This is a genomic window from Blastomonas fulva (assembly GCF_003431825.1).
Classification (GTDB): Bacteria; Pseudomonadota; Alphaproteobacteria; order Sphingomonadales; family Sphingomonadaceae; genus Blastomonas; species Blastomonas fulva.
Map to the genome: position 1 here is coordinate 2,503,192 of NZ_CP020083.1, position 22,941 is coordinate 2,526,132.

The 22,941-nt window shown below is 64.5% G+C and carries 23 protein-coding genes; 16 read left to right on the plus strand and 7 right to left on the minus strand.

From position 1 onward, the window contains the following. Positions 1–145 precede the first annotated feature (145 nt). From rpmF to B5J99_RS11940, 5 genes are all read left to right on the plus strand, one after another. Positions 146–322, plus strand: coding sequence for a 50S ribosomal protein L32 (gene rpmF / locus B5J99_RS11920; RefSeq protein ID WP_026091768.1), 177 nt, complete (start codon positions 146–148; stop codon positions 320–322). A 49-nt stretch (positions 323–371) separates the two neighbouring features. Beyond that, on the plus strand, positions 372–1,442 hold the full coding sequence (plsX, locus tag B5J99_RS11925) for a phosphate acyltransferase PlsX (RefSeq protein ID WP_054133197.1): 1,071 nt from the start codon (positions 372–374) through the stop codon (positions 1,440–1,442). Continuing rightward, the gene (locus B5J99_RS11930) at positions 1,439–2,431 is read left to right on the plus strand and encodes a beta-ketoacyl-ACP synthase III (protein WP_117352488.1); all 993 of its coding nucleotides are present in this window, start codon (positions 1,439–1,441) and stop codon (positions 2,429–2,431) included. Before plsX ends, B5J99_RS11930 begins: the two co-directional genes overlap by 4 nt. A 119-nt stretch (positions 2,432–2,550) precedes the next feature. Beyond that, entirely contained in the window at positions 2,551–2,850 is a 300-nt protein-coding gene (locus B5J99_RS11935) for an integration host factor subunit alpha (RefSeq protein WP_054133195.1), read from the plus strand. Beyond that, positions 2,843–3,214, plus strand: coding sequence for a MerR family transcriptional regulator (locus tag B5J99_RS11940; RefSeq protein ID WP_342768868.1), 372 nt, complete (start codon positions 2,843–2,845; stop codon positions 3,212–3,214). Before B5J99_RS11935 ends, B5J99_RS11940 begins: the two co-directional genes overlap by 8 nt. 3 nt (positions 3,215–3,217) lie before the next feature. On the opposite strand, the gene B5J99_RS11945 is transcribed toward B5J99_RS11940, so the two are convergent. Genes B5J99_RS11945 through B5J99_RS11955 form a run of 3 tightly spaced genes read right to left on the minus strand, consistent with a single transcriptional unit; the run spans position 3,218 to position 7,231 of the window. Beyond that, entirely contained in the window at positions 3,218–3,754 is a 537-nt protein-coding gene (locus tag B5J99_RS11945; RefSeq protein ID WP_245991608.1) for a GNAT family N-acetyltransferase, read from the minus strand. 10 nt (positions 3,755–3,764) lie between these two features. Next, complete coding sequence (locus B5J99_RS11950; RefSeq protein WP_054133194.1) at positions 3,765–4,310, minus strand: SixA phosphatase family protein; 546 nt, start codon at positions 4,308–4,310, stop codon at positions 3,765–3,767. Then, positions 4,307–7,231: an ATP-dependent DNA helicase gene (locus B5J99_RS11955; RefSeq protein ID WP_117352489.1), complete on the minus strand. Its 2,925-nt coding sequence runs from the start codon at positions 7,229–7,231 to the stop codon at positions 4,307–4,309. Before B5J99_RS11955 ends, B5J99_RS11950 begins: the two co-directional genes overlap by 4 nt. A 42-nt stretch (positions 7,232–7,273) precedes the next feature. Between B5J99_RS11955 and B5J99_RS11960 the strand changes: the two genes are divergently transcribed. The 4 genes from B5J99_RS11960 to B5J99_RS11975 all read left to right on the plus strand — a co-directional run bounded on the left by B5J99_RS11960 (position 7,274) and on the right by B5J99_RS11975 (position 10,936). Further along, positions 7,274–8,857 (plus strand): lysine--tRNA ligase, encoded by a 1,584-nt coding sequence (locus B5J99_RS11960; RefSeq protein WP_117352490.1) that lies wholly within the window; start codon positions 7,274–7,276, stop codon positions 8,855–8,857. Positions 8,858–8,867: 10 nt separating this feature from the next. Further along, positions 8,868–9,305 carry a hypothetical protein gene (locus tag B5J99_RS11965; protein WP_117352491.1) on the plus strand — a complete coding sequence of 146 codons (438 nt, stop codon included), beginning with the start codon at positions 8,868–8,870 and terminating at the stop codon, positions 9,303–9,305. Beyond that, positions 9,302–10,282, plus strand: coding sequence for a magnesium and cobalt transport protein CorA (locus B5J99_RS11970; RefSeq protein ID WP_117352492.1), 981 nt, complete (start codon positions 9,302–9,304; stop codon positions 10,280–10,282). Before B5J99_RS11965 ends, B5J99_RS11970 begins: the two co-directional genes overlap by 4 nt. Positions 10,283–10,366: 84 nt before the next feature. Continuing rightward, positions 10,367–10,936 (plus strand): type 1 glutamine amidotransferase domain-containing protein, encoded by a 570-nt coding sequence (locus B5J99_RS11975; RefSeq protein ID WP_069049682.1) that lies wholly within the window; start codon positions 10,367–10,369, stop codon positions 10,934–10,936. Between the two features lie 13 nt (positions 10,937–10,949). Here B5J99_RS11975 and B5J99_RS11980 read toward each other — a convergent pair whose 3' ends face one another. Continuing rightward, the gene (locus B5J99_RS11980; protein WP_117352493.1) at positions 10,950–11,906 is read right to left on the minus strand and encodes a fatty acid desaturase family protein; all 957 of its coding nucleotides are present in this window, start codon (positions 11,904–11,906) and stop codon (positions 10,950–10,952) included. Between the two features lie 168 nt (positions 11,907–12,074). Here B5J99_RS11980 and B5J99_RS11985 point away from each other — a divergent pair, with 168 nt between their 5' ends. The 5 genes from B5J99_RS11985 to B5J99_RS12005 all read left to right on the plus strand — a co-directional run bounded on the left by B5J99_RS11985 (position 12,075) and on the right by B5J99_RS12005 (position 16,531). Next, the gene (locus B5J99_RS11985; RefSeq protein ID WP_117352494.1) at positions 12,075–12,602 is read left to right on the plus strand and encodes a DOMON-like domain-containing protein; all 528 of its coding nucleotides are present in this window, start codon (positions 12,075–12,077) and stop codon (positions 12,600–12,602) included. A 37-nt stretch (positions 12,603–12,639) separates the two neighbouring features. Beyond that, positions 12,640–13,836, plus strand: a complete 1,197-nt coding sequence (locus tag B5J99_RS11990) for an exo-beta-N-acetylmuramidase NamZ family protein (RefSeq protein WP_117352495.1) — start codon at positions 12,640–12,642, stop codon at positions 13,834–13,836. A 43-nt stretch (positions 13,837–13,879) separates the two neighbouring features. Then, a complete protein-coding gene (locus tag B5J99_RS11995) occupies positions 13,880–14,305 on the plus strand; it encodes a hypothetical protein (protein WP_054133185.1) in 426 nt (141 codons plus the stop codon). A gap of 85 nt (positions 14,306–14,390) precedes the next feature. Next, the gene (locus B5J99_RS12000) at positions 14,391–15,515 is read left to right on the plus strand and encodes a sterol desaturase family protein (protein ID WP_162892579.1); all 1,125 of its coding nucleotides are present in this window, start codon (positions 14,391–14,393) and stop codon (positions 15,513–15,515) included. A 170-nt stretch (positions 15,516–15,685) separates the two neighbouring features. Beyond that, on the plus strand, positions 15,686–16,531 hold the full coding sequence (locus tag B5J99_RS12005) for a tetratricopeptide repeat protein (RefSeq protein ID WP_117352497.1): 846 nt from the start codon (positions 15,686–15,688) through the stop codon (positions 16,529–16,531). A gap of 143 nt (positions 16,532–16,674) precedes the next feature. Here the strand turns inward: B5J99_RS12005 and rpoD are convergent, their stop codons facing one another. From rpoD to B5J99_RS12020, 3 genes are all read right to left on the minus strand, one after another. After that, entirely contained in the window at positions 16,675–18,624 is a 1,950-nt protein-coding gene (rpoD, locus tag B5J99_RS12010) for an RNA polymerase sigma factor RpoD (RefSeq protein WP_117352498.1), read from the minus strand. A gap of 153 nt (positions 18,625–18,777) precedes the next feature. After that, positions 18,778–20,688 carry a DNA primase gene (gene dnaG / locus B5J99_RS12015; protein ID WP_117352499.1) on the minus strand — a complete coding sequence of 637 codons (1,911 nt, stop codon included), beginning with the start codon at positions 20,686–20,688 and terminating at the stop codon, positions 18,778–18,780. Positions 20,689–20,699: 11 nt separating this feature from the next. Continuing rightward, positions 20,700–21,155 (minus strand): GatB/YqeY domain-containing protein, encoded by a 456-nt coding sequence (locus tag B5J99_RS12020; protein ID WP_117352500.1) that lies wholly within the window; start codon positions 21,153–21,155, stop codon positions 20,700–20,702. Positions 21,156–21,375: 220 nt separating this feature from the next. On the opposite strand from B5J99_RS12020, the gene carA reads away from it, so the two are divergent. Both carA and B5J99_RS12030 read left to right on the plus strand, forming a co-directional pair. Then, positions 21,376–22,554: a glutamine-hydrolyzing carbamoyl-phosphate synthase small subunit gene (gene carA, locus B5J99_RS12025; RefSeq protein ID WP_117352501.1), complete on the plus strand. Its 1,179-nt coding sequence runs from the start codon at positions 21,376–21,378 to the stop codon at positions 22,552–22,554. Continuing rightward, entirely contained in the window at positions 22,551–22,922 is a 372-nt protein-coding gene (locus B5J99_RS12030; protein WP_069049692.1) for a ribonuclease E inhibitor RraB, read from the plus strand. Before carA ends, B5J99_RS12030 begins: the two co-directional genes overlap by 4 nt. Positions 22,923–22,941 lie beyond the last annotated feature (19 nt).

The window sequence follows — 22,941 nt, forward strand, 5'->3', positions numbered from 1 at the left end:
ACGCACGAGATTTTCGCTATAGCCCCGCCTTCGCACGCGAATGGGCTTTGTTGCTCCACCGGCAGACTGCGCTAGACGCGCCTGCTTCGGAAAACATGGCATTATCGCATTGATAGACAAGCAGATAAGGTAAGCAGATCCTGCCATGGCTGTTCCTAAAAGAAAAACCTCACCCTCCAAGCGCGGCATGCGTCGCAGCCACGATTCGCTGACCGTCGATGCGTTCAGCGAATGCTCTAACTGTGGTGAACTGAAGCGCCCGCACCATGTTTGCGGCGCATGCGGCCATTATAACGGCCGTGAGGTGCTTGCAGTCGCCTGATCCAGATCAGACGGCCTTTGCACTTTTTCAGGGGGATTAACCGGTGCCAATGAAGCCGCGGATCGCGATTGATGCGATGGGCGGTGATGAAGGCGTGCGCGTGATGCTGGGGGGTGCTGCAGAGGCACGCCATAGGCACGAGCGCTTTACCTTCTTGCTGGTCGGGGATGAAAAGCAGATCAAGGCGGGGCTGGACAACCACCCCAATTTGCGCGCTGCGTCCGAAATCCTGCACACCGACGAGGTCGTGCGGGGCGAGGACAAGCCGAGCCAGGCGCTGCGGAAATCCAAGAATTCATCCATGGGCCTGGCGATCCAGGCCGTGAAGTCGGGCGAGGTCGGCGCTGCGGTCAGCGCCGGCAACACCGGTGCGCTGATGGCGATGGCCAAGCTTGCCCTGCGCACCATGCCGGGGATCGACCGGCCCGCGCTCGCCGCGTTGCTGCCCACGCTGGAAGACACAGATCTGGTGATGCTGGATCTGGGCGCCAACACCGATTGCGATGCCCGCAATCTGGTCCAGTTCGCGGTCATGGGCGCTGTCTATTCGCAGATCATCTTCGGCTTCGAAAAGCCGCGCACCCGGCTGCTCAACATCGGCACCGAGGATTCCAAGGGCACCGATGCGCTGCGCGATGCCGCTGCCGCGCTGCGCACCGCCACACACCTGCCGATGGATTTCCAGGGCTTTACCGAAGCGGACAAGATTTCGCGCGGCGATATCGATGTCCTGGTGACCGACGGCTTTTCGGGCAACATCGCGCTCAAGTCGCTCGAGGGCACCGCGCGCTTCGTGACCGACCTGCTCAAGCGGAGCTTCCAGTCGTCGCTGCGCTCGAAGATCGGCTTCCTGATCTCGCGCCCCGCGACCGATCTGCTGCGGCATCACCTCGATCCCAACAACCACAACGGCGCGGTTTTTCTGGGGCTCAACGGCGTGGTCGTCAAAAGCCATGGCTCGGCCAGCATCAAGGGCGTGGCCAATGCGGTGGAAGTCGCGGCGCGCCTGGTGGAAGACAACATCACCCAGCGGATCGGCGATGTCCTGAAGGACTTCGATACCAGCGCCATCGCCAGCAACGGCGCAAGCACCAACGGATCGGGCGAATCACCGAAATGACCCAACAGACCCCGGCCGAACGCTGTGTCATCCTGGGCACGGGATCTCAGCTGCCTGCGCGGCGGGTATCCAACGCCGAACTGGCCGAGACCGTCGACACCTCGGACGACTGGATCACCGAGCGTACCGGGATCAAGTTCCGCTATCTCGCAGGGCCGGACGAGACCACTTCGACGCTGGCGATCGGCGCTGCGCGCGCTGCGCTTGATGCTGCCGGTCTGCAGGGCTCGGATGTCGACCTCATCGTGCTGGCCACCGCGACGCCCGACCACACCTTTCCCGCCACCGCGACCAAGGTTCAGGCGGCAATCGGCATGGTGGGCGGTATCGCCTTCGATGTCGCGGCGGTCTGTTCGGGCTTCCTCTATGCCCTGAGCGTCGCCGACAGCATGCTGCGCACCGGCATGGCGCGCCGCGCGCTGGTGATTGGCGCGGAAACCTTCAGCCGCATTCTCGACTGGGAAGACCGTGGCACCTGCGTGCTGTTCGGCGATGGCGCGGGCGCCGTGGTGCTGGGGCTGGAAACCGCCGCCGAGGGCGATACCGCTCCGCGCGGCATTCTGGCCACGCAATTGCATTCCGATGGCCGCCATCATGATCTGCTGTATGTCGATGGCGGACCTTCCACCACCGGCACCGTCGGCAAGGTGCGGATGCGCGGACGCGAAGTGTTCCGCCACGCCGTGGTCAATCTGGCCGAGGTGATGGAGCAGGTGATGAAGCCGTTGGGCCTCACCAGCGCCGATATCGACTGGGTGGTGCCGCACCAGGCCAATGCCCGCATCCTCGATGCCACCGCGCGCAAGCTGGGCCTGCCGCCCGAAAAGGTGGTGATCACCGTCGACCAGCACGCCAACACCTCCGCCGCCTCGGTCCCGCTGGCGCTCGACACTGCGGTGCGCGACGGCCGCATCCGGCGCGGCGACCTGATGGTGCTGGAAGCCATGGGTGGCGGGCTGACCTGGGGCGCTGCGGTGATCCGTTATTAACCTCGCGTCATATTTTGCTCCCAATTGGCTCAATTTACGTTGTTTTAGGGATGGGCCGGTTTGCCTTGTTAATGCAGTTGCGTTATCTTCCCCCCATATACGGGTGAGGAGAATGCGGTATGCGATCGATTGGTACTCTGACCAGGGCTGATCTGGCCGACACGATCAATCACCAGATCGGTCTTTCGCGCGCCGATGCCGCCCAGATGGTCGAATCCGTTCTCAACCACATGACCGATGCGCTCGAGCGCGGCGAGAACGTCAAGATCTCCGGTTTCGGCACCTTTCTGCTCCGCGACAAGGGCGAGCGCGTGGGGCGTAATCCCAAAACCGGCGTCGAAGTGCCGATCACCCCTCGCCGTGTTCTCACCTTCCGCGCCAGCCAGATCATGAAGGAAAGGATCATGTCCAGTGACTGAAGCCGTGGCCAAGGCCGATGGCGCGATGCGCACCATCGGCGAGGTTTCGGCCGAACTGGGCGTGAAGCCGCATATCCTGCGCTATTGGGAAGCGCAGTTCGATGTTCTCAAACCTTTGAAACGCGCCGGCGGACGGCGATATTACCGCGCGCAGGATGTTGTCATGCTGCGCCGCATCGACCAGCTGCTCAACCATGAGGGGTTCACGGTGCGCGGTGCGCGGCAGCTGCTGGCGGCGGAGGCTGGAGACAAGACCGTGGCCTCGGCCAGCGAACCCGCTACGCCTGCGCCGCAGCCATCGATCGATCTGTCCGCGCTGCGCACCATACGCGACCGGCTTGCCGCCGCGCTGGAAGCCGCCTGAGCATCAGCCTAGCGGCTTGCGCAGGATCCAGTCTGTGAACGGCACGTCGCCGGTCATGAACTTCTGCTGCCCGACCTTCTCGAAACCGAACCGCGCATAGAAACGCTGCGCGGCCACGTTGACCGTGTAGACGCACAGATACAGCGACGGTGCACCGCGCGCCTTCGCCTCGGCAATCACCGCCTCGATCAGCCTGCGCCCCATGCCTGCGCCCTGCCAGCCCGGCAGCGTGTAGATGCGCTTGAGTTCGAGTGCGCCCGGATCGGGCGTGATGTCGATCTCGGGCGGGCACAGCATGGCATAGCCGAGCGGCGCTCCCAGAGGGGTTTCGATCATCCAGAAGGCATAATCGGGATTTGCGAGCCAATCGGCATACCGCTTCACCCCGTGCTCATGCGCACAGTGATCGACCAACGCCTGGCCGGGATGATCGGCGGCAAAGGCGGTGAGAAACGTTGTGGCACCCAGCAGCGCCAGCTTGGGCGCGTCTTGCGGCGTGGCGCGGCGCAGGATCGTTTCGGGCAGGGTCGCAGTCGTCACGGCAGAGCGGTCAATCGTCGTCCTGTGGACCAAGATCGGGATCAAGATCGCGCGGCCGGGTGACTTCCACCAGCTTTGCCGAGCGGTTGTCGAGATCGGACCAGCGATCGATGGCGATATCCATCACCGCCAGCGCTGCCGTCGGGAACTTCTCCTCGACCACATCGCGCAGCGGGCTCGAACCGTCATCTGCGACCAGATCGAACACCAGGTCCTCGAGCCCCGGGTTGTGGCCGACCATCAGCACATGGCCGGCGGTATCGGGCACGCCGCGCAAGACGTCGATCAGCGTCACCGAAGAAGCGAGATAGATGCGCCGGTCCCAATCGGGGTTGAGCGTGTGGCCATAAGCGGTCTCGAAATGATCGATCGTCTCGGTGACCCGCACCGCGGGCGAGGCGACAACCGCGTCGAACACCATGCCCTTCTCCGCGGCGTACAGCCCCATCGCCCGGGCTCCGCGCAGGCCGCGGGCGTTCAACGGGCGGTCGAAATCGCGCAAAGACCGGTCCAGCCAGTCGGATTTCGCGTGCCTCAGCAAGGTCAGCTTCTTCATCGCGTCTCTCCCCCGGATCCCGTCACGGGATCGATTCGTGCGCCCGACATCGGTTGCGCAGAAACGCCAGATTGCACCGCTTGTAAAGCTTCCGAAAGCGTTACCCGTCGCACCGGCGTGCCGGCGGGAAACGCGCTGAGCAGGCGCGAGGGGAAGGCCGAGGACAGCATCACGAAGCGCCCGCGATCGTCCGCCCGCCGGATCAGCCTCCCGAACGCCTGGGCGAGCCGTGCCCGGATGATCATGTCGTCATATTGCGTGCCGCCGCCCGCCGCCTTGCGCGCGCGGTGCAGGATGTCGGGCTTGGGCCAGGGCACGCCTTCCATGATCACCAGCCGCAGCGAATGGCCCGGCACATCGACGCCGTCGCGCAGACTGTCGGTGCCCAGCAGCGATGCGCGCGGATCGTCGCGGAAGATATCGACGAGCGTGCCCGTCTCCATCGGATCGACATGCTGCGCATATAGCGGCAGACCCGATTGCGCGAGCCGGTCGGCGATACGCCCGTGGACGCTGCGCAGCCGCCGGATCGCGGTAAACAGCCCCAGCGCGCCGCCACCCGCCGCCTCGATCAGCCGCCCATAGGCTCCCGCCAGCGCTGCCATGTCGCCGCGCCGCACATCGGTAACGATCAGCACCTCGGCCTGGTTGGCATAATCGAACGGGCTGCGCGCCTCGAACATCTCGGGCGGTTTTTCCAGATGCACCGCGCCCGATCGGGTGAGGGCAGGCGTCCAGTCGTCCCCGGCCTTGAGCGTCGCAGACGTCACCAGCACGCCGTGCGAGGGCTTGATCACCGCCTCGGCGAGCGGCTTGCCGGGGTCCAGCCAGCGACGATGCAGCCCCATGTCGTATTCGCGACCCTCGAACCGGTCGAGTGCCAGCCAGTCGACGAAATCGGGGTCGGCAGGCCCGCCGATGCGCCCGAGCAATGACGCCCATGCCGCGAGCAGGTCGATCCGCCAGCCGAGCGATGCCAGCGCCCCCTCGATCCGCGCGCGCGCCGGGCCGTCGAGCCAGTCGGGGCCGTCCTCGATCAGCGCCTCGAGCCGCCGCCCCAGCGCCACCAGCGGATTGTGCAGCGCATCGATCGCGCGCGCCGCCTCCAGCGCGGCGGCGATCAGCGGCCCGTCGAGCTCTGCAAGTTCGGTCTCCAGCCCATAGCCCGCATCCTCGCCGCCACTTTCGTCTCGCGCGTAAACCGTGCCCCGAATGGCGGCGAGCAGCAGCTCGATCTCGCCCGAGGCTGCGCCCTCGCGGATGCGTGCCAGCCAGCCCTCGCCGGGGAGTGCCTCGGCTGCGATCCGGGCCGCCTCGATCGCGCGACCGCCGAGTTCGTCATAGGAGGCGACGTCGGAGAGCCTCGCGGCCAGGCCCCGCCTGCGCCCGCGCGACTTGCCTTCGGGGCCCATGATCCAGCGCCGCATCTCGACCGTTTCCTGGCCCGTCAGCGCGACCGCGAACATCGAATCTGCGGCATCGTGGAGATGATGGCCTTCGTCGAAGATGATCCGCGTCGGGCGACCCTGCTGCTCGCGCGCCCGCGCGGCGTTGACCATCACCAGCGCGTGGTTGGCGATGACCAGATCGGCATGCTGGCTGGCGCGCGCGGCGTGCTCGATGAAGCATTTGCGATAATGCGGACAGCCGGCATAGACGCACTCGCCGCGCCGGTCGGTGAGCGCGGTGACTCCTGCGCGGCGGAACAATGTGACCAGCCAGCCGGGCAGATCGCCGCCGATCATGTCGCCATCACGGCTGTACGCCGCCCAGCGCGCGACCAGCTGCGCCAGCACCGCCGCACGCCCCTGGAAGCCGCCCTGCAGCGCGTCCTCGAGGTTGAGCAGGCACAGGTAATTCTCGCGGCCCTTGCGGATGACCACGCGTTTGCGGAACGCGGCCTCGTTGCCGTAGATGCGCTCGGTCTCGCGCGACAGCTGGCGTTGCAGCGCCTTGGTGTAGGTCGATATCCACACCGTGCCGCCCGCGGCTTGCGACCAGAGCGAGGCGGGGGCGAGATAGCCGAGGGTCTTGCCGATCCCGGTGCCGGCCTCCGCCAGCAGCATGTGCGGCTCCGACTTGCGTTCGCGCGGCGCGAAGATGTGCGCGGCGGTCCGCGCGAACTGTCGCTGCCCCTCGCGCCGCTCGGCCCCGGTGCCGGTGAGCCCCTCAAGCTGCGCCTCGACCGCGTCCTCGCTCAAGCTCACCTGCCGGGGCTGCGCGCGGGGCGGCTGTTCTTCCCATTCGGGCAACCGGCTGAACAGCCAACGCTCGGCCTTTTCGGGAGCTTTCAGATGCTTTGCTGCTGCCCCTGCCCATGGCCAGCGCAATTTGGCCAGCGCCTGTAGCGATGACCATGCGCCTTCACGCTCGTGCCACGCGGGGTTTTCGAGCGTGGCGAACAGGGCTTGGGTGGCTGCATGGAGCAAAGCGGGGATAGCGGAGTCCTGCAACCCTTCGTCATCACCAAGTTCGGATCCCCCGCGAAGGCTGGGGTCCATCTCCGAAGGGTTGCGGTTGGAGCGGTCGGTACTGGGATCGAACAGGTTTGCGTCTGCGCGCCCTACGTCACCACCCCCCAGCAATCCCGAAAACTCAGGAGATGGTCCCCCGCCTTCGCGGGGGACCGGGGCAAGTGTCGGGAGAGGCAGTTTGAGCGCCCGAGCCAGACCCATCGGCGTGGGCACCATGAACTGCGCCGGATGCACGAACGCGAACAGCTCGAGCAGGTCGAGCCCGGAGAGCTCGGGGTACCCCAGCCGCTGCGCCACCAAAGGCGCGTTCAGCATGATCAGCGGGGTCTCGGCGGCGCGGCCGATTGCCTCGCCCTTGGAAATGCGCACCGCAGGCTTGCCGGGAGCTGCGAACCAGATCGCGCTATGGCTTGCATGCAGGGCTGGAAAGTTTAGGGAAGCGGTCATCACCCGCCCTTATGGCGGCATCGGAACGAAAAGGAAACACACGTGAGCGCGTATCACGAGGCAGCACTGCGATCCAAGGCATGGCCGTTCGAGGAAGCGCGCAAGCTGATCAAACGCTATCGCGACGGCAAGCCGGAGAGCGCGGGCCCGGTGCTGTTCGAAACCGGCTACGGCCCCTCGGGCCTGCCGCATATCGGCACGTTCCAGGAGGTGTTCCGCACCACGCTCGTCCGCCGGGCTTACGAAACCCTGACGGGCGGCGCGCCGACGCGTCTTGTGGCGTTCAGCGATGACATGGACGGCCTGCGCAAGGTGCCCGACAACGTGCCCAATCCGGACATGCTGCGCGAGCACCTGGGCAAGCCGCTCACCCAGATCCCCGATCCGTTCGGCAAGTTCGAAAGCTTCGCGCATCACAACAACGCGATGCTGCGCGCATTCCTCGACCAGTTCGGGTTCGATTACGAGTTCGTGTCGTCGACCGAGCGCTATCAGGGCGGGCATTTCGACGAGGCTCTGCGCGGGGTGCTGCGCAACTATCAGGCGATCCTCGACATCATGCTGCCGACGTTGCGGGCAGAGCGTGCGGCGACCTATTCGCCGGTAATGCCGATCAGCGCCAAGTCGGGCGTGGTGCTGCAGGTGCCGGTCGAGGTGGTCGATGCCGAAGCCGGGATCGTGCGCTTCGTCGACGAGGGCGAGACCATCGAGCAGTCGATCCTGGGCGGCGGCGCCAAGCTGCAGTGGAAGGTCGACTGGGCGATGCGCTGGGTGGCACTGGGCGTCGATTACGAGATGTACGGCAAGGACCTGACCGACAGCGGCGTGCAGTCGGGCAAGATCGCACGCGTGCTGGGCGGCCAGAAGCCCGAGGGCATGATCTACGAGATGTTCCTCGACGAAAAGGGCGAGAAGATCTCCAAGTCCAAGGGCAACGGCCTGTCGATCGACGAGTGGCTGCGCTATGGCAGCGAGAACAGCCTGGCGTTCTATATCTATCGCGAGCCCAAGGCGGCCAAGCAGCTGTCGCTCTCTGTTGTTCCTCGCGCGGTGGACGAGTATTTCCAGTTCCGTGACAGCTGGCACAACCAGGACGCCGACAAGCGCCTGGGCAATCCCGCGCACCACATCCATGCAGGCGAGGTGCCCGAGGGCAGTCCGCCGGTCAGCTTCGGGCTGCTGCTCAATGTCGTCAGCCTGCCCGGCATGGACGACAAGGATCTGGTATGGGGCTTCGTGCAGAAGTACGCGCCCGGCGTGTCGCCCCAGACGCATCCCGAGCTCGACAGCCTCATCGACAACGCGGTGAACTATGGACGCGATTTCGTCGCGCCGACGCTCAAGCGCCGCGCGCCAGTGGGCGCGGAGGTCGATGCGCTCAGGACGCTCGATGCAGAGCTGGCCGCGCTGTCCGAAGATGCGACCGCCGAGGACATCCAGAACATCGTCTACGCCATCGGCAAGGACGAGGCGTTCGGCTTCGGCAACTTGCGCGACTGGTTCAAGGCGCTGTACGAGACGCTGCTGGGCAGCGAGCAGGGCCCGCGTATGGGCAGCTTCATCGCGCTGTACGGCATCGCCAACACCCGCACGCTGATCGCGCAGGCGCTGGATAGCGTTGCTTAGGGGAAACGACATGAAGGCGATGATTGCGGGTACTGCTCTGCTTGCGCTGGTTACCGGGTCGCTGGCTCAGGCCCAGTTCCTTGCCCAGCCGCAAACAGGATCGCTGGCCCAGCCGCCGTTCGTCGGGGCAAACCGCCCGGTGATGCTCAAGGCCGATGACGGGCTGGACCCCTGCGCGCTGGGCGAGATAACAGGTGCAGGCGAGGGAGCGATCATGGTGTTCCCCGCCGATGACACCTCGCCAGACGCGATCGACTTTCTGTCCGATGGCGAGCGGGTGTGGATGTGCGACAGCGATGATGCCAGCGACGCGATCGGCATCATCTATACCCGCGAGCCCGATGCGGATTGCAAGGTCGGCTCTCCGGTAAGCGCGGACAGGGTCTATGCCGGGCCTTGCAAATCGGGCTGGATCAACTCTGAATGGGTCAAGGTCATCGCCGGATGACCGTCATTGCGGCGCGCCTGTACCGCGATGGTGTCAAGCTGACCGATGTCGATCTGGCGCAGCCACTGCCTGTTCCCGCAGCGGGCGAATTGCTGTGGATCGGCCTGCACGAACCGACCGAGAATGAACTGGCGCCGATCGAGGAGCAGCTGAAGCTGCATCCGCTGGCGGTCGAGGATGCGCTCGACCACCGGCATCTGCCCAAGATCGAGGCGTTCGGCGATCACCTGTTCGCGGTGGCGCGCACTGTCCATCTTGACGATGACGAGGCCGCCAAGACCCGCATCACCTACGGCAACACCGCGATCTTCATGGGGAAGCATTTCATAGTCACCGTGCGGCACGGGTCGATGCGCGACCATAGCCCGGTCCGTACCCAGCTGGAGGCAACACCCTGGATGCTGGCGCATGGCGCCGATTTTGTGCTGCACGCCATCCTCGATTTCATCGTCGACAGCTATCTTGATGTCATCGACGTGCTCGAGGACCGTGTGCTGGCGATGGAGGATCGCGCGCTCGACGCGTTTCTTGATCGCGAGCAGACGAGCGCGGTCTTTTCTCTGCGCCGCGACCTGTTCCGGCTGCAGCGTGTGCTGGGCCCGATGCAGGATGTCGCCGCGCGCTGCATGAACCTCAGCCTGCCGCAGATCGATGGCGACATGGTGCCCTATTTCCGCGATCTGCACGACCATGTGCGGCGCGCCGACTACCGCGTGGCGGGGCTGCGTGACACGCTGACATCGGTGATCGAGACCAGCGGCCTGCTCGAGCAGCAGCGCCAGGGAGCGATCACCCGCCAGCTTGCCGCCTGGGCGGCGATCCTGGCGGTGCCGACCGCGATCGCGGGGATCTATGGCATGAACTTCGATATCATGCCCGAACTGCGCTGGCGCTATGGCTACTTCGCAATTCTGGGCGTGATGACAATGATTTGCCTGACGCTGTATGTCCGCTTCAAACGGGCGAAGTGGCTGTAATGCGCGACCGGACGCCGCCGCCATGGAACGCGCACGCCGGGTGATCCGTAGGGGTGACATACCCCCAACAACGGAGAATACCCCATGTCGCTTCCCGATCTTACCGGTCGCACGATCTGCATCCTTTCGACCCACGGCTTTGAACAGTCCGAGCTGATCGAACCTCGTGACGCCCTGCGCGGCGCGGGCGCCACCGTCCATGTCGTCTCGCCCGAAAGCGGCGAGATCCGCGGCTGGAAGGGTGACGACTGGGGCAAGAGCGTCTCGGTCGATGCGCCGCTCGATGGTGCCAAGGCAGCCGACTATGACGCGCTGGTCCTGCCGGGCGGCCAGATCAACCCCGATCTGCTGCGCGCCAACGAGACAGCGATGGCGCTGATCAAGGAATTCGCAGACGCCGGCAAGCCGATCGCCGCCGTCTGTCATGCGCCTTGGCTGCTGATCGAGGCGGGACTCGCCAAGGGGAAGACCATGACCAGCTACGGTTCGATCCGCACCGATCTCAAGAACGCCGGTGCGAATGTCGTCGATCAGGAAGTCGCTATCGACGGCAACCTGATCACCAGCCGCAACCCCGATGACCTTCCGGCCTTCAATGCGGCGATCGCGATGGCTGTCAAGGCGGCTGCTGAAGCGCAGTCCGAAACCGTCTGATCAACTTGTCTGATCAATGAGCTTGTGCGGCAGGTGATGGAATGATCACCTGCCGCATGACCTCGATATAGCCTGGCGCAATGGTCATCCGGCCGGCATGGCCGCCCTCGACCAGCATGCGGTGCGCGCGCGGCAGGTTATAGCAGGGCACTCCCATGAACAGGTGGTGCTCGCTGTGGAAGTTCACCCAATATGGTGCCACCGTCGCGCGCTCTAACCAGTTGGCATGCGTTGTTCGCGCATGCGTGAACGGGTCCTCGCTGCCTGTGGCCGTGCAGGCGTGCTCGGCAATGTTGCGGATGCGGAGGTAAAGCTGGAACGTGGTCGCCAGCGCGATCAGCCACACCAGATATGGCGTTACGCCCAGGCCAGTCGCGAACGACAGCGCCAGCAGCACCACCTGCGCGCCGAGGAAGCGCAGCACCACCTTGCCCACGAACAAATTCTGCTCTTTTGCGCCCGGGCCAAACCCCTTCAGCGCCATCATCACCTGCGCGCTGCGCTGTTTCAGGAACGTCTGCCCTGTCAGATCGCGGAACACCTTGCGCAGCATGCTGGCGCGGGTGGTGGGGAAGGGCGCTGACAGTGACAGGTCTGGGTCCTCGGGCTGCTGCGTATAGCGGTGGTGGGTCAGGTGATAGGTGCGATAGGCGTGCAGATCGGTGCCCATCGGCACCCCGGTGACCCACTGGCCGACCCAGTTGTTGATCGCGCGGTTGGGGTGCAGCAGGCCGTGCGCGCCCTCGTGCATCAGGATGGCGAGGCCGAGCTGCCGACCACCGATCAGTAGCACCGCGATCATCCACGCCCACCATGTGCCCAGATACGCAGCCCCCCATGCGAGCGCGATGATCACGCCCCAAGCATGCGCGACCAATGCGAGCCCCTTCCAGCGCGACACGGCGGTGAGCTCGCGAAAGCTGTCGCGGCCGAATATCTGCGCGGGGTTGGCGGCTTTCACCAGGGCCATTGCGATCCATCTCCTGCGCCATGGGCTGGCGCGCGAACTTTACGTTTGCGTCAGTCTACCAGCATATGCGCATGTCGCCAAGCCATGCCCTCTTTCGTCACCCCCGCGCACGCGGGAATGACGGGGATGGTTCTTGAATAAACGGGCAATGTCCGCGAAGTTGGGGCCATGAAGTCGCCCATTCTTGTCCCCCATCCCGATTGTCCGCCCCCTGACAGCGTCGAGGTCGCCGTCGGCTGGACGCTCGATGTCGAGCTGCTGACGCTCGAAGTCCGCGTCTCCGATCCCTTCCACACGATCCTGTGGCCCGCGCCTGCGGTCGGCCGCGCGGATAACCTCTGGCAGACCAGCTGCTTCGAGGCGTTCATCGGGTCAGGCACCGGAAGCGGTTATGCCGAGTTCAACCTCTCGCCCTCGGGTGCCTGGGCAGCCTACGGGTTTGACGACTATCGCATCGGTATGCGCGACCTTGATCTGACTGCGCCGCCTCAGATCGCGCGCACCGCCTCCAACCATTGGCAGGCCACGCTCGACCTTACCGGGCTCGAAGCGCTGCTCGGCCCTGCGCCCTGGCGGCTGGCGATCACTGCGGTGATCGAGGCGAAGGACGGCAGCAAATCTTACTGGTCGCTCGCGCACCCTCCCGGAAAACCCGATTTTCACCACGCGGATTGTTTTGCCGCGCGGCTGGGCTAAAGAACCCGCACCCAATTCAAGCAGCGCGCGAGGCCCCATGCTCTTCGGTATCGATCGTCTTCTGGCTGAACCAGACTTGCGCAAACCGCTGCACGGCAAGCGTGTTGCTTTGGTCGCGCATCCTGCGTCGGTTACCGCGGACCTGACGCATTCGCTCGACGCGCTGGCCGGGCTCGACGATATCCGCCTGACCGCCGCGTTCGGCCCGCAGCACGGGCTGCGCGGCGACAAGCAGGACAATATGGTGGAAAGCCCGGACTTTACCGATCCGGTGCACGGCATTCCGGTGTTCAGCCTCTATGGCGAGGTCCGTCGCCCGACGGGGCAGATGATGGGCACCTTCGATGTCGTGCTGATCGACCTGCAGGACCTGGGCTGCCGGATCTACACCTTCGTCACGACCTTGCTCTACATGCTCGAAGCCGCGGCGAAAGAGGGCAAATCGGTCTGGGTGCTCGATCGGCCCAACCCTGCCGGGCGCCCGGTCGAGGGGCTGACCCTGCGCGAGGGCTGGGAGAGCTTTGTCGGCGCAGGGCCGATGCCGATGCGGCATGGTCTCACGCTGGGCGAGATGGGCCACTGGTTCATCCGTCATTATGGCCTTGATGTCGATTATCGGGTGATCGAGATGGCCGGCTGGCAACCCGATGCCGCGCCAGGCTTCGGCTGGCCCGACAGCCGCATCTGGATCAACCCCAGCCCCAATGCCCCAAACGTCAACATGGCGCGCGCTTATGCGGGCACGGTGATGCTCGAAGGCACGACGTTGAGCGAGGGCAGGGGGACGACCCGCCCGCTCGAGATCTTTGGAGCGCCCGATATCGACGCGCGCGCGGTCATCGACAGGATGCGCGCCATCGCCCCGCACTGGCTCACCGGCTGCGCCCTGCGCGAAATCTGGTTCGAGCCAACCTTCCACAAGCATGTCGGCCAGCTGTGCCACGGCGTGCACATCCACGCCGAGGGCGCGTTCTACGACCACGCCAGTTTCCGCCCCTGGCGCGTCCAGGCGCTCGCCTTCAAGGCCATCCGCAGCCTCTATCCCGACTACCCGCTGTGGCGCGACTTCCCGTACGAATACGAGCTGGGCAAACTTGCGATCGATGTCATCAACGGCGGCCCGGCGTTGCGCGAATGGGTTGATGATGCGAGCGCGCCGCCGGATCATCTGGACGCGCTCACCGCGCCGGACGAAGCGGCGTGGGACGCGGTGTCGGCGTTCCGGCTGTATTGAGCGCGCTTACCAAATTTTCACTCGTCCCGATTAACGTCGCGGCATGGATGCGATCTACAAAGTCGAAGTCGATCCGGTAGGCAATATCGTTCGACACTATCTCGCGGGCTTCTTCGAGCCGACGGATGTCGAGGCGTACATCGCTGCACGCAACGCAGCCCACGACAAGTTGACGTGCGGCCCAAACGAGCATGTCACTTTGGTTGATGTGCGCGACATGAAGATCCAGCAGCAGGACATCGTGAAGGCATTTGGCGGTGTGTTGGCTGATTCGCGCCATCGATCGCGCAAGCTTGCCTTCGTTGTCGCGCTGTCGCTGGCGCGAATGCAGTTGCTGCGCGCCACTTCCAGCCGCGACGCGCAATATTTCACCGATCCCGATAAAGCCGAAGCCTGGCTGATGGCAGCAGGCGACGATGAGGCGGGGGCGGACGCGCATTCAGGGGAACCGCAATCCAGAGTGGCCTGACCGCTGCTTGGGCTGCAGAGGCGACAGCCCCCGGTTTTTGCGTCATCAACCATATCTTCGCCAATCGTTGCCATCCTCCGCACCCATGACCGCAGAGCAATGGCTGACCCGCATCTTTGCAGACCAGGCCCCGCGCCGTTTCGGTAGCGGATGGGTGAGCGGTGTGCTGGGCATCGTGCTGGGTTTGCTGAGCGTGGCGGCGGTGCTGTGCCTGCATTTCCCGCACTGGCTGACACTGCCCGAACTGCGCGGCCGATACCCGCTGGGGTTGGTGCGCACCGCGATCGATGCGGGAATCTTCGCAACGCTGCTGCTCGCCGCGCTGTCGATGCTGTTGCGGCGGCGCAAGGCGTTGGGGCTTGCCGGCCTCGCACTTGCTGGGATTGCACTGGCGCTGGGAGCGGGCGGGGTCGCGATCCCTGAAGCGCCTGCGAGCCCGGTCTATGTCGGGCTCGACTGGTTCGTGCTCGGCGTGTTGACCACCGCGGCGGTGTTTGTGCCGCTCGAGCGCGCGTTTGCGCTGAGGCGCCAGCAGGGGCCGTTCCGGCGTGGCTGGCTGACCGACGCGAGCTACTTCTTCATGAGCCATGCTCTGGTGCAACTGATGTCGCTGCTGGTGCTGATCCCCGCGACCCAGGTCGGCCAGGCGCTGGCGATCGCGCCGGCGCAGGCATGGGTCCAGATGGCCCCCTTGGTGGTACAGTTTCTGGCCGTCGTTCTGGTCGCGGACCTTGCGCAATATGCCGTCCACCGCGCGTTCCACGCCGTGCCATTGCTGTGGCGCTTCCACCGCGTGCACCACTCGGTGACGACGATGGACTGGATCGCCGGATCACGGCTGCATCTGGTCGATGTCGTCGCGACGCGCGCACTGGTTCTGCTGCCGATCGTGACGCTGGGGTTCGAGCAAGTCGCGGTCTACGCCTATCTCGGCTTCGTGTCGCTGCACGCGGTCTTCATCCACGCCAACTTTGCGCCGCGTAGCCCGTGGCTCGAACGCTGGGTCGCGATGCCGCGCTTTCACCACTGGCACCACGCGATCGAGCCCGAGGCGCGCGACACCAACTTTGCGGTCCATCTGCCGATGATCGACCGCTGGTTCGGCACCGAACACATGCCCAAGGACCGCTGGCCGAGCGGCTATGGCGTGCAAGGGCTGGAGGTGCCGGAAGGCTATGTGCGGCAACTGGTGTGGCCGTTGCGGGGGTGATGTGATGCCCGGGCCGCCGCCTGGCAGCCCGATGTTGTCCTATAGCCGTAGGTATGTCCTGGACAGATGCGGCATAGGCCGGATTGGTTGGCGGAACGAAAATCTTCGCTTGCACAAATGTGGCGATCTACGCTGTAAGGAAAAACCACTGATGCCAAGGAGTACATGCCATGATTCAACCAGTGCTGGACGGACTTTGGCAAGCGATCATTGCAGTATCTCTTGTATCCGCACCGGCAGCGCAAGACGAACAACGTGCCAGTATGAAGGAACCGGAAGAATTGCTCGCGTGGATCACGCACTGTGACCAGGGCGATGCCGTTTCCTGCCACAACGCCGCTACTGCGTATGACAATGGCGAAATGGTCAAGGAGGACAGGGTAAAGGCTGCCGCATTCTTTGCGAAGGCCTGCGACGGCGACATCGGCTCGGGCTGCTACCATGCTGGACGCATCTATGTCGACGGAGACGGCGTCGAGCCAGATGTCGCGCAGGGCAAGCGGTTGCTTGACAGGGCATGTACCATCGATCAGCCCAGAGGATGCTTCGATCTTGCCGTTATGCACACCGAAGGCACCGTGCTCGAACGGGATGCGAACAGCGTGGAGGCGCTGTACACCAAGGGTTGCGACGCCGGCCATATGAAGTCATGCTACAATTTCGCCCGGCTCCACGTCGAAGGCGACCTTCTGCCGCAGGATTTCCAGAAAGCAGCGGCGCTTTACGACAAGGCGTGCACGGGTGGAGAGCCGAGCGGCTGCCACGATCTCGCGTTGTTCTATTCGAAGAAGAAGATTCTGCCGACGGACATGGTCAAGGCCAAGGCACTGTTCACCAGATCGTGCGAACTCGGGCGCGCATCAGCCTGCTACAATGTCGGGGTGATGTACGCCAATGGCGAGGGGACCGATCCGAGCTACAGCGAAGCAGTGTCCTATTTCCGCCGCTCGCTGGCCCTCGACCCCAATTATGCCAACGCGAAGAACGCGCTCCTGAGCTATGGCTTGCAGAACTAGGCTATCCGGGTTCCACACGTAATGCCGTGCGAATTACCCAAACCATTGGCGCTCAAACGCGGGTGGCAGACATCCTAGGCCCTCGATGACCGAGCCGAAACCGGGTAAAACCCATTGCCGCGACGCCCGCCCTGGGTTGGGGCTTACTGATCCAGGAACGACCGCATCTTCCGCGACCGGCTCGGGTGCTTCAGCTTGCGCAGCGCCTTCGCCTCGATCTGCCGGATACGTTCGCGGGTGACCGAGAACTGCTGGCCGACCTCTTCAAGCGTGTGATCGGTGTTCATGCCGATGCCGAAGCGCATGCGAAGCACGCGTTCCTCGCGCGGGGTCAGGCTCGCAAGAACCCGCGTGACGGTTTCCTTGAGGTTTGCCTGAATCGCCGCATCCACCGGGATGATCGCATTCTTGTCCTCGATGAAATCGCCCAGGTGGCTGTCTTCCTCATCGCCGATCGGCGTTTCGAGGGAGATCGGCTCCTTGGCGATCTTCATCACCTTGCGGACCTTTTCGAGCGGCATAGAGAGGCGCTCGGCCATTTCTTCAGGCGTGGGTTCGCGGCCCTGCTCGTGCAGGAACTGGCGGCTGGTGCGCACCAGCTTGTTGATCGTCTCGATCATGTGCACCGGAATGCGGATGGTGCGCGCCTGATCCGCGATCGAGCGGGTGATCGCCTGACGGATCCACCAGGTCGCATAGGTCGAGAACTTGTAGCCGCGGCGATACTCGAACTTGTCCACCGCCTTCATCAGGCCGATATTGCCCTCCTGGATGAGGTCGAGGAACTGCAGGCCGCGGTTGGTGTATTTCTTGGCGATCGAGATCACGAGACGCAGGTTCGCCTCGACCATTTCCTTCTTGGCGATCCGCGCCTCGCGCTCGCCCTTCTGCACCATGTTGACGATGCGGCGGAACTCGTTGAGGCTCATGCCGGTGGCGGCAGCGATGTCGCTGATTTCCGCGCGGATGCGGTCAACCGCGCCTGCTTCGTTGCTGACGAAGGCCGCCCATTTCTTGTCGACGCCCGCCATGGTTTCCAGCCACGCCTCGTCCATCTCGTGGCCGAGATAGCGGTCGAGGAAGTCCTTGCGCGGCACCTTGTGGCGCTCGGCAAGGCGCAGCATCTGGCCGCCCAGAGCAGTCAGGCGGCGGTTGAAGGCATAGAGCTGGTCAACCAGATATTCGATCTTGTTGGCGTGGAACTGCACCGACTCAACCTCGGCGGTCAGGTCCTCGCGCAGCTTCTGATAGCTCTTTTCCTTGGCCGACGGGAAATCGTCGCCGATGCTGAGCGCGTTGAGGCGATCGCGCTGGATTTTCTCGAACTTGCGGAACAGCGAGGTGATCAGCGCGAACTTCTCGAGCGCGGCGGGTTTCAGCTGCGCTTCCATCTGCGCGAGGCTGAGCGTGTTGTCCTCTTCCTCGTCGTCATCGGGACGGCGGGTGCGGCGCTCGGTCAGATCGTCTTCGTCGTCGCTGATCTCGCCATCGTCCTCGCCGTCCTCGGACAGGCTTTCGGGCGCGGGCTCTTTCGACAGCATCGCATCGAGATCGAGAATCTCGCGCAGCTGCATTTCGCCGTCGTTGAGCGCGGTCGACCATTCGATGATGGCGTGGAAGGTAATCGGGCTTTCGCACAGCCCCAGGATCATCGTGTCGCGGCCGGCCTCGATGCGCTTGGCGATGGCGATTTCGCCCTCGCGGCTGAGCAGCTCCACCGCGCCCATTTCGCGCAGGTACATGCGCACCGGGTCATCGGTGCGGTCCATCGTCTCCTTCTTCTTTTCAGGAGAGATGTTGAGCTGTTCCGAACCGTCGTCGGGTGTGTCGTTATCGTCCGCCGGCTGTTCTTCGCCCGCTTCCTCGTCGTTCTCGACGATGTTGACGCCCATCTCCGAGATCGCGGACATCACGTCCTCGATCTGCTCGGACGACATCTGGTCCTGCGGCAGCGCCTCGTTCAGCTCGTCATAGGTGATGTAGCCGCGCTTCTTGGCGCGCGAGAGCAGCTTCTTGACCGAGGCTTCGTTCAGATCGATCAGCGGTGCATCCGTGGTGTCGGCTTTGCTGTCTTTCGGTGCCTTGCTTGCCAATTCCGTAATTCCTGTCACCTGTGTCGCCGCGGCCTGCGAGCGGCTGCGGAGATAATTTGCGTCATATCAGGCCGCGATTGGCCGATACAAATGTTTTGCGTCTGAGCTCAAGCGGCCCTGTATCACCCGGAGTGTGGACGACTGTATCGCCGGTTATGCACTCCGTTCCGTTAATTCTATCAGGCGCTGGTCAAACTGCTGCTTTCTTGCCCTTAGCTGTTGCTGCTCCAAAAACAATCCATCACCCGAATCATTTTCCGCCAGATCGGCTTCGAACCGCCGGGTTACCTCACTCAAGGCCGCCACCAGCCGGGGGCGCGTGGTCATCACTTCGATCGCTTCTGCAAAATCTCCCGCGATGCGGATTTCGCGCGCCTCGTCTTTCTCCGCCTGCACCGCAGTGCAGAACGAAAATGGCGGCCTGCCACCCGATTTCAGCCTGTCGATCGTGTCTGCCATGCCCTTGTCCTGCAATATGGTCATAAGGCGTGCCGTATCAAGAGTTTCCGCCGCGTCATCGGGCTGAATGGAATGCGCGTGGCTTGCATCGAGCATCGCGTCGAGCAGATCGGCCCAGCCTTCTGCAAGTCCGACAAACTCGCTCAGCGCCTCGGAGTGACGCATCAGCAGCGCCGGGCGATGAAGCAGGCCGTGCAGGACGCCGCGCAGGATGAGGTCGCTCATCGGCTGGCGGCTGAATTCGCGCAGTTCCTCGCTGGGCGGTACGGGTTCATCGCGGCGCTGCCAGCCCTTTTGGCCCTTGGCGCCGGGGCGGAAGGCAGCGCCGGGCGTCTGGGGCTGGCTCGCGCCGAAGAACATGTCCGAAAAGCGCTGGCCGATCTCGCGGCGGTACAGCGCCTTGATGTCGCCATCCGCGATCGTGTCGGCATGCGCGTTGAGCCGTGCCTTGAGCCCCGCGCGTGCCTCAGGGCTGGTCAGCGGCGCGGCGTTCAGTTCATGCGTCCACAGGTGATCGAGCAGCCCGGTTGCGCGATCGATGCAGGCGGTGAAGGCGCCCGGGCCCGATGCGCGCACCAGATCGTCCGGGTCCTGGCCCGCAGGCAGCGATACGAAGCCGAGCGACAGGCCCGGCCTGAGCAGCGGCAGCGCACGCGACGCCGCGCGCATCGCGGCCTTCTGACCTGCGCTGTCGCCATCGAAGCACAGCAGGGGCCGGTCGACCATCTTCCACAGCCGCTCGATCTGGTGTTCGGTGAGCGCGGTGCCGAGCGGCGCGACGCACTCGCCAAAGCCGGCCTGGGCCAGCGCGATCACGTCCATATAACCCTCGACCACCACCACGCGCCCGCTCTGGCGCGAGGCGGGCGCGGCCAGGTGCAGGTTGTAGAGCGTGCGCCCCTTGTCGAACAACGGCGTGTCGGGAGAGTTGAGGTATTTGGGTTCGCCCTGGCCGAGGATGCGCCCCCCGAACGCGATCACCCGCCCGCGCGGATCGCGGATCGGGATCATGATCCGTCCCCGAAAGCGATCATAGCTCGGCTTGTCGTCGACCTTGATCAGCAGCCCGGCCTCGATCAGCAGATCCTCGTCGATCGATCCCAGCGCGGACTTGATCCCGGTGCGGCTGTCTGGCGCAAAGCCGATGCCGAAGCGCTGGATCGTCTCTGCCGTCAGCCCGCGCGCTTTCAGATAGGCCCGCGCCTGCTCGCCCAAAGCGCTGCCAAGCTGGGCTGCAAACCAGTCCTGCGCTGCCTGGCAGACATCGTGCAGCGACGCCCGGGCAACTGCCGCCTGCGCCGCGCGCGGATCGGGGGCGGGGACGGCCATCCCGGCCTCGGAGGCGAGCTCCTTGACCGCATCCATGAAGCCCAGCCCCTGATGATCGGTCATGAACCGGATCGCATCGCCATGGGCTCCGCAACCAAAGCAATGATAGAAGCCCTTTTCGTCGTTGATCGTGAAGCTGGGGGTCTTCTCGTTGTGGAACGGACAGCAGGCCTTGTACTCCCGCCCCGCGCGCTGGACCTTCACGTGCCGCCCGATCAGGGTCGACAGCGTGATGCGCGAGCGCAACTCGTCCAGCCATTGCGGGGTGAGGGTCATGTGCGTTCCGGTTAGCCCGCCAGAGCTTCCTTCACCCAGCCGCTGGCCTTGCTCATGTCGATCTCGCTGGCGTGGCGGGCCTTCACTTCGGCCATCACCTTGCCCATGTCCTTCAGGCTGGATGCACCGGTTTCGGCAACCACGGCAGCGATCGCGGCGCGCGCGGCGGTCTCGTCCAGCTGCGCGGGGAGGAACTCCTCGATGATCGCGACCTCGGATGCTTCCTGCGCAGCGAGCTCGGCGCGGCCACCCTGTTCGTACATCGCAATCGATTCGCGGCGCTGCTTGATCATCTTCTGCAGCACCTCGGTGACCATCGCGTCGTCATCGATGGTCGCCGACGAAGTACGCAGCTCGATATCGCGGTCCTTGATCTTGGCGAGGATCAGGCGGACCGCCGCGGTGCGGGGCTTGTCGCCCCCCTTCATTGCCGCAACCTGCGCAGCCTTAAGCGAATCGCGAATCATGCGAGCGCATCCTTTCCGGTGAATTTTGGAACAAGCGACCAGCCTAGCCGCATAAAAATGTTTTTCATAGATTGACCGTACAAGCCCGCTAAGCCTAGTGACCCGCCAATTTGGCCGCTTTCCGGCAGGGGGCGTGAACGGGGCTTTGGCCCCGCCCGAACCTGCAATAGTCTGCGGCCCGGCCCATTTGCGACTCAACGCAACACAAGGAAAACGATCCATGGCGCACGCCACCACCTCCGCTCAGCCCCAAGGCGCGACCGGATTGCTGCTTCTGGCCGATGGTACGGCGATCTGGGGCAGGGGCTTTGGTGCTGCCGGAGCCAAGGCAGGCGAGGTCTGCTTCAACACCTCGATCACCGGCTATCAGGAAATCCTGACCGACCCGAGCTATGCCGGGCAGATCATCACCTTCACCTTCCCGCATATCGGCAATGTCGGCGCGAATGCAGAAGATGTCGAAGCCGACGTGCCCCGCGCGCTGGGCTGCATCGTGCGCGAGGACGTGACCAATCCCAGCAGCTTCCGTTCCGCCCAGCATTTCACGCAGTGGCTTGAGGCGAACGGCCAGATCGGCATTTCAGGCATCGACACTCGCGCGCTCACCCGCCGCATCCGTGAGGCAGGCGCGCCCAATGCGGTGATCGCGCACGCGCCCGACGGCGTGTTCGACATGCCCGCGCTGCTCGCACAGGCGCAGGGCTGGGCCGGGCTCGAGGGCATGGATCTGGCGATCGAGGTCACCGGTGCCGACACCCGCGACTGGCAGGGCGGCATCTGGACTTTGGGGCAGGGCTATGCCGGCGCCGGCGAGGGCGACCGCCCGCATGTCGTCGCGATCGATTACGGTGCCAAGCACAACATCTTCCGATCGCTGGTGCAGGCCGGCGCGCGCGTCACCATCGTGCCTGCGCAGACGCCGGTCGATGCAATCACCGCACTTCAGCCCGATGGCGTGTTCCTCTCCAACGGTCCGGGCGATCCGGCGGCAACCGGCGTGTATGCCGTGCCCGTGATCCAGGCGCTGCTCGAGCGCGACGTGCCGATCTTCGGCATCTGCCTCGGCCATCAGCTGCTGGGCCTTGCCGCAGGTGCGCGCACGATGAAGATGCACCAAGGCCATCGCGGCGCCAACCATCCGGTCAAAAGGCTCGAAACCGGTGTGGTCGAGATCACCAGCATGAACCACGGCTTTGCGGTGGATGCTGCGACCTTGCCCGCCAACGTCATCGAAACCCACGTCTCGCTCTTCGACGGCAGCAACTGCGGCATCGCCTTCACCGACAAGCGCGCTTTCGGAGTGCAATACCACCCCGAAGCCTCGCCCGGGCCGCAGGACAGCTTCTATCTGTTCGAGACATTCGTTGGCGGCCTCAAGTCCCCCGCAGGTGTGGCATGAGCATGAAACTCCCCAAGGTCGATCCTGCCCGCATGGAGCAGGAGTGGGTGGCCGATCAGGACGTGCTGCGCAATCTGGCGGCCAATGGTGACCGGGCGAGCGTCAAGCGCGCGGTCGATGTGAGCTTCCGAGGGTCGGAGGAAAACCTGCAGCGCCTGTCCGAAGCCGCGAACACTTTCGGGCTGACCGAGCTCGACCGCGAGGAGGATGCAGAAGGCGGCGAGCCGTATCTGTTCTTCGAGCGGTTCCAGGCGGTCGATGCGCAGTCGATCAAGGACCTGACCCGCACCTGTCTGCAGATCGAGATGCTGTTCGATGTCGAATATGACGGCTGGGGCTGCGAAGCGCAGTCCGGCACGATGCACTGAAGAAACGTCCGGTCGCCGC

Excerpts from the sequence above, each read along its gene's own strand:
- B5J99_RS11970 (WP_117352492.1), top strand. The coding sequence starts at position 9,302 with ATGACCGTCATTGCGGCGCGCCTGTACCGCGATGGTGTCAAGCTGACC.
- B5J99_RS11975 (WP_069049682.1), top strand. The coding sequence starts at position 10,367 with ATGTCGCTTCCCGATCTTACCGGTCGCACGATCTGCATCCTTTCGACC.
- rpmF (WP_026091768.1), top strand. The coding sequence starts at position 146 with ATGGCTGTTCCTAAAAGAAAAACCTCACCCTCCAAGCGCGGCATGCGT.
- B5J99_RS11965 (WP_117352491.1), top strand. The coding sequence starts at position 8,868 with ATGAAGGCGATGATTGCGGGTACTGCTCTGCTTGCGCTGGTTACCGGG.
- B5J99_RS11930 (WP_117352488.1), top strand. The coding sequence starts at position 1,439 with ATGACCCAACAGACCCCGGCCGAACGCTGTGTCATCCTGGGCACGGGA.
- B5J99_RS11980 (WP_117352493.1), bottom strand. The coding sequence starts at position 11,906 with ATGGCCCTGGTGAAAGCCGCCAACCCCGCGCAGATATTCGGCCGCGAC.
- B5J99_RS11995 (WP_054133185.1), top strand. The coding sequence starts at position 13,880 with ATGGATGCGATCTACAAAGTCGAAGTCGATCCGGTAGGCAATATCGTT.
- B5J99_RS12020 (WP_117352500.1), bottom strand. The coding sequence starts at position 21,155 with ATGATTCGCGATTCGCTTAAGGCTGCGCAGGTTGCGGCAATGAAGGGG.
- B5J99_RS11990 (WP_117352495.1), top strand. The coding sequence starts at position 12,640 with ATGCTCTTCGGTATCGATCGTCTTCTGGCTGAACCAGACTTGCGCAAA.
- B5J99_RS12030 (WP_069049692.1), top strand. The coding sequence starts at position 22,551 with ATGAGCATGAAACTCCCCAAGGTCGATCCTGCCCGCATGGAGCAGGAG.
- B5J99_RS11985 (WP_117352494.1), top strand. The coding sequence starts at position 12,075 with ATGAAGTCGCCCATTCTTGTCCCCCATCCCGATTGTCCGCCCCCTGAC.
- B5J99_RS11950 (WP_054133194.1), bottom strand. The coding sequence starts at position 4,310 with ATGAAGAAGCTGACCTTGCTGAGGCACGCGAAATCCGACTGGCTGGAC.
- B5J99_RS12000 (WP_162892579.1), top strand. The coding sequence starts at position 14,391 with ATGACCGCAGAGCAATGGCTGACCCGCATCTTTGCAGACCAGGCCCCG.
- B5J99_RS11935 (WP_054133195.1), top strand. The coding sequence starts at position 2,551 with ATGCGATCGATTGGTACTCTGACCAGGGCTGATCTGGCCGACACGATC.
- carA (WP_117352501.1), top strand. The coding sequence starts at position 21,376 with ATGGCGCACGCCACCACCTCCGCTCAGCCCCAAGGCGCGACCGGATTG.
- dnaG (WP_117352499.1), bottom strand. The coding sequence starts at position 20,688 with ATGACCCTCACCCCGCAATGGCTGGACGAGTTGCGCTCGCGCATCACG.
- B5J99_RS11955 (WP_117352489.1), bottom strand. The coding sequence starts at position 7,231 with ATGACCGCTTCCCTAAACTTTCCAGCCCTGCATGCAAGCCATAGCGCG.
- B5J99_RS12005 (WP_117352497.1), top strand. The coding sequence starts at position 15,686 with ATGATTCAACCAGTGCTGGACGGACTTTGGCAAGCGATCATTGCAGTA.
- plsX (WP_054133197.1), top strand. The coding sequence starts at position 372 with ATGAAGCCGCGGATCGCGATTGATGCGATGGGCGGTGATGAAGGCGTG.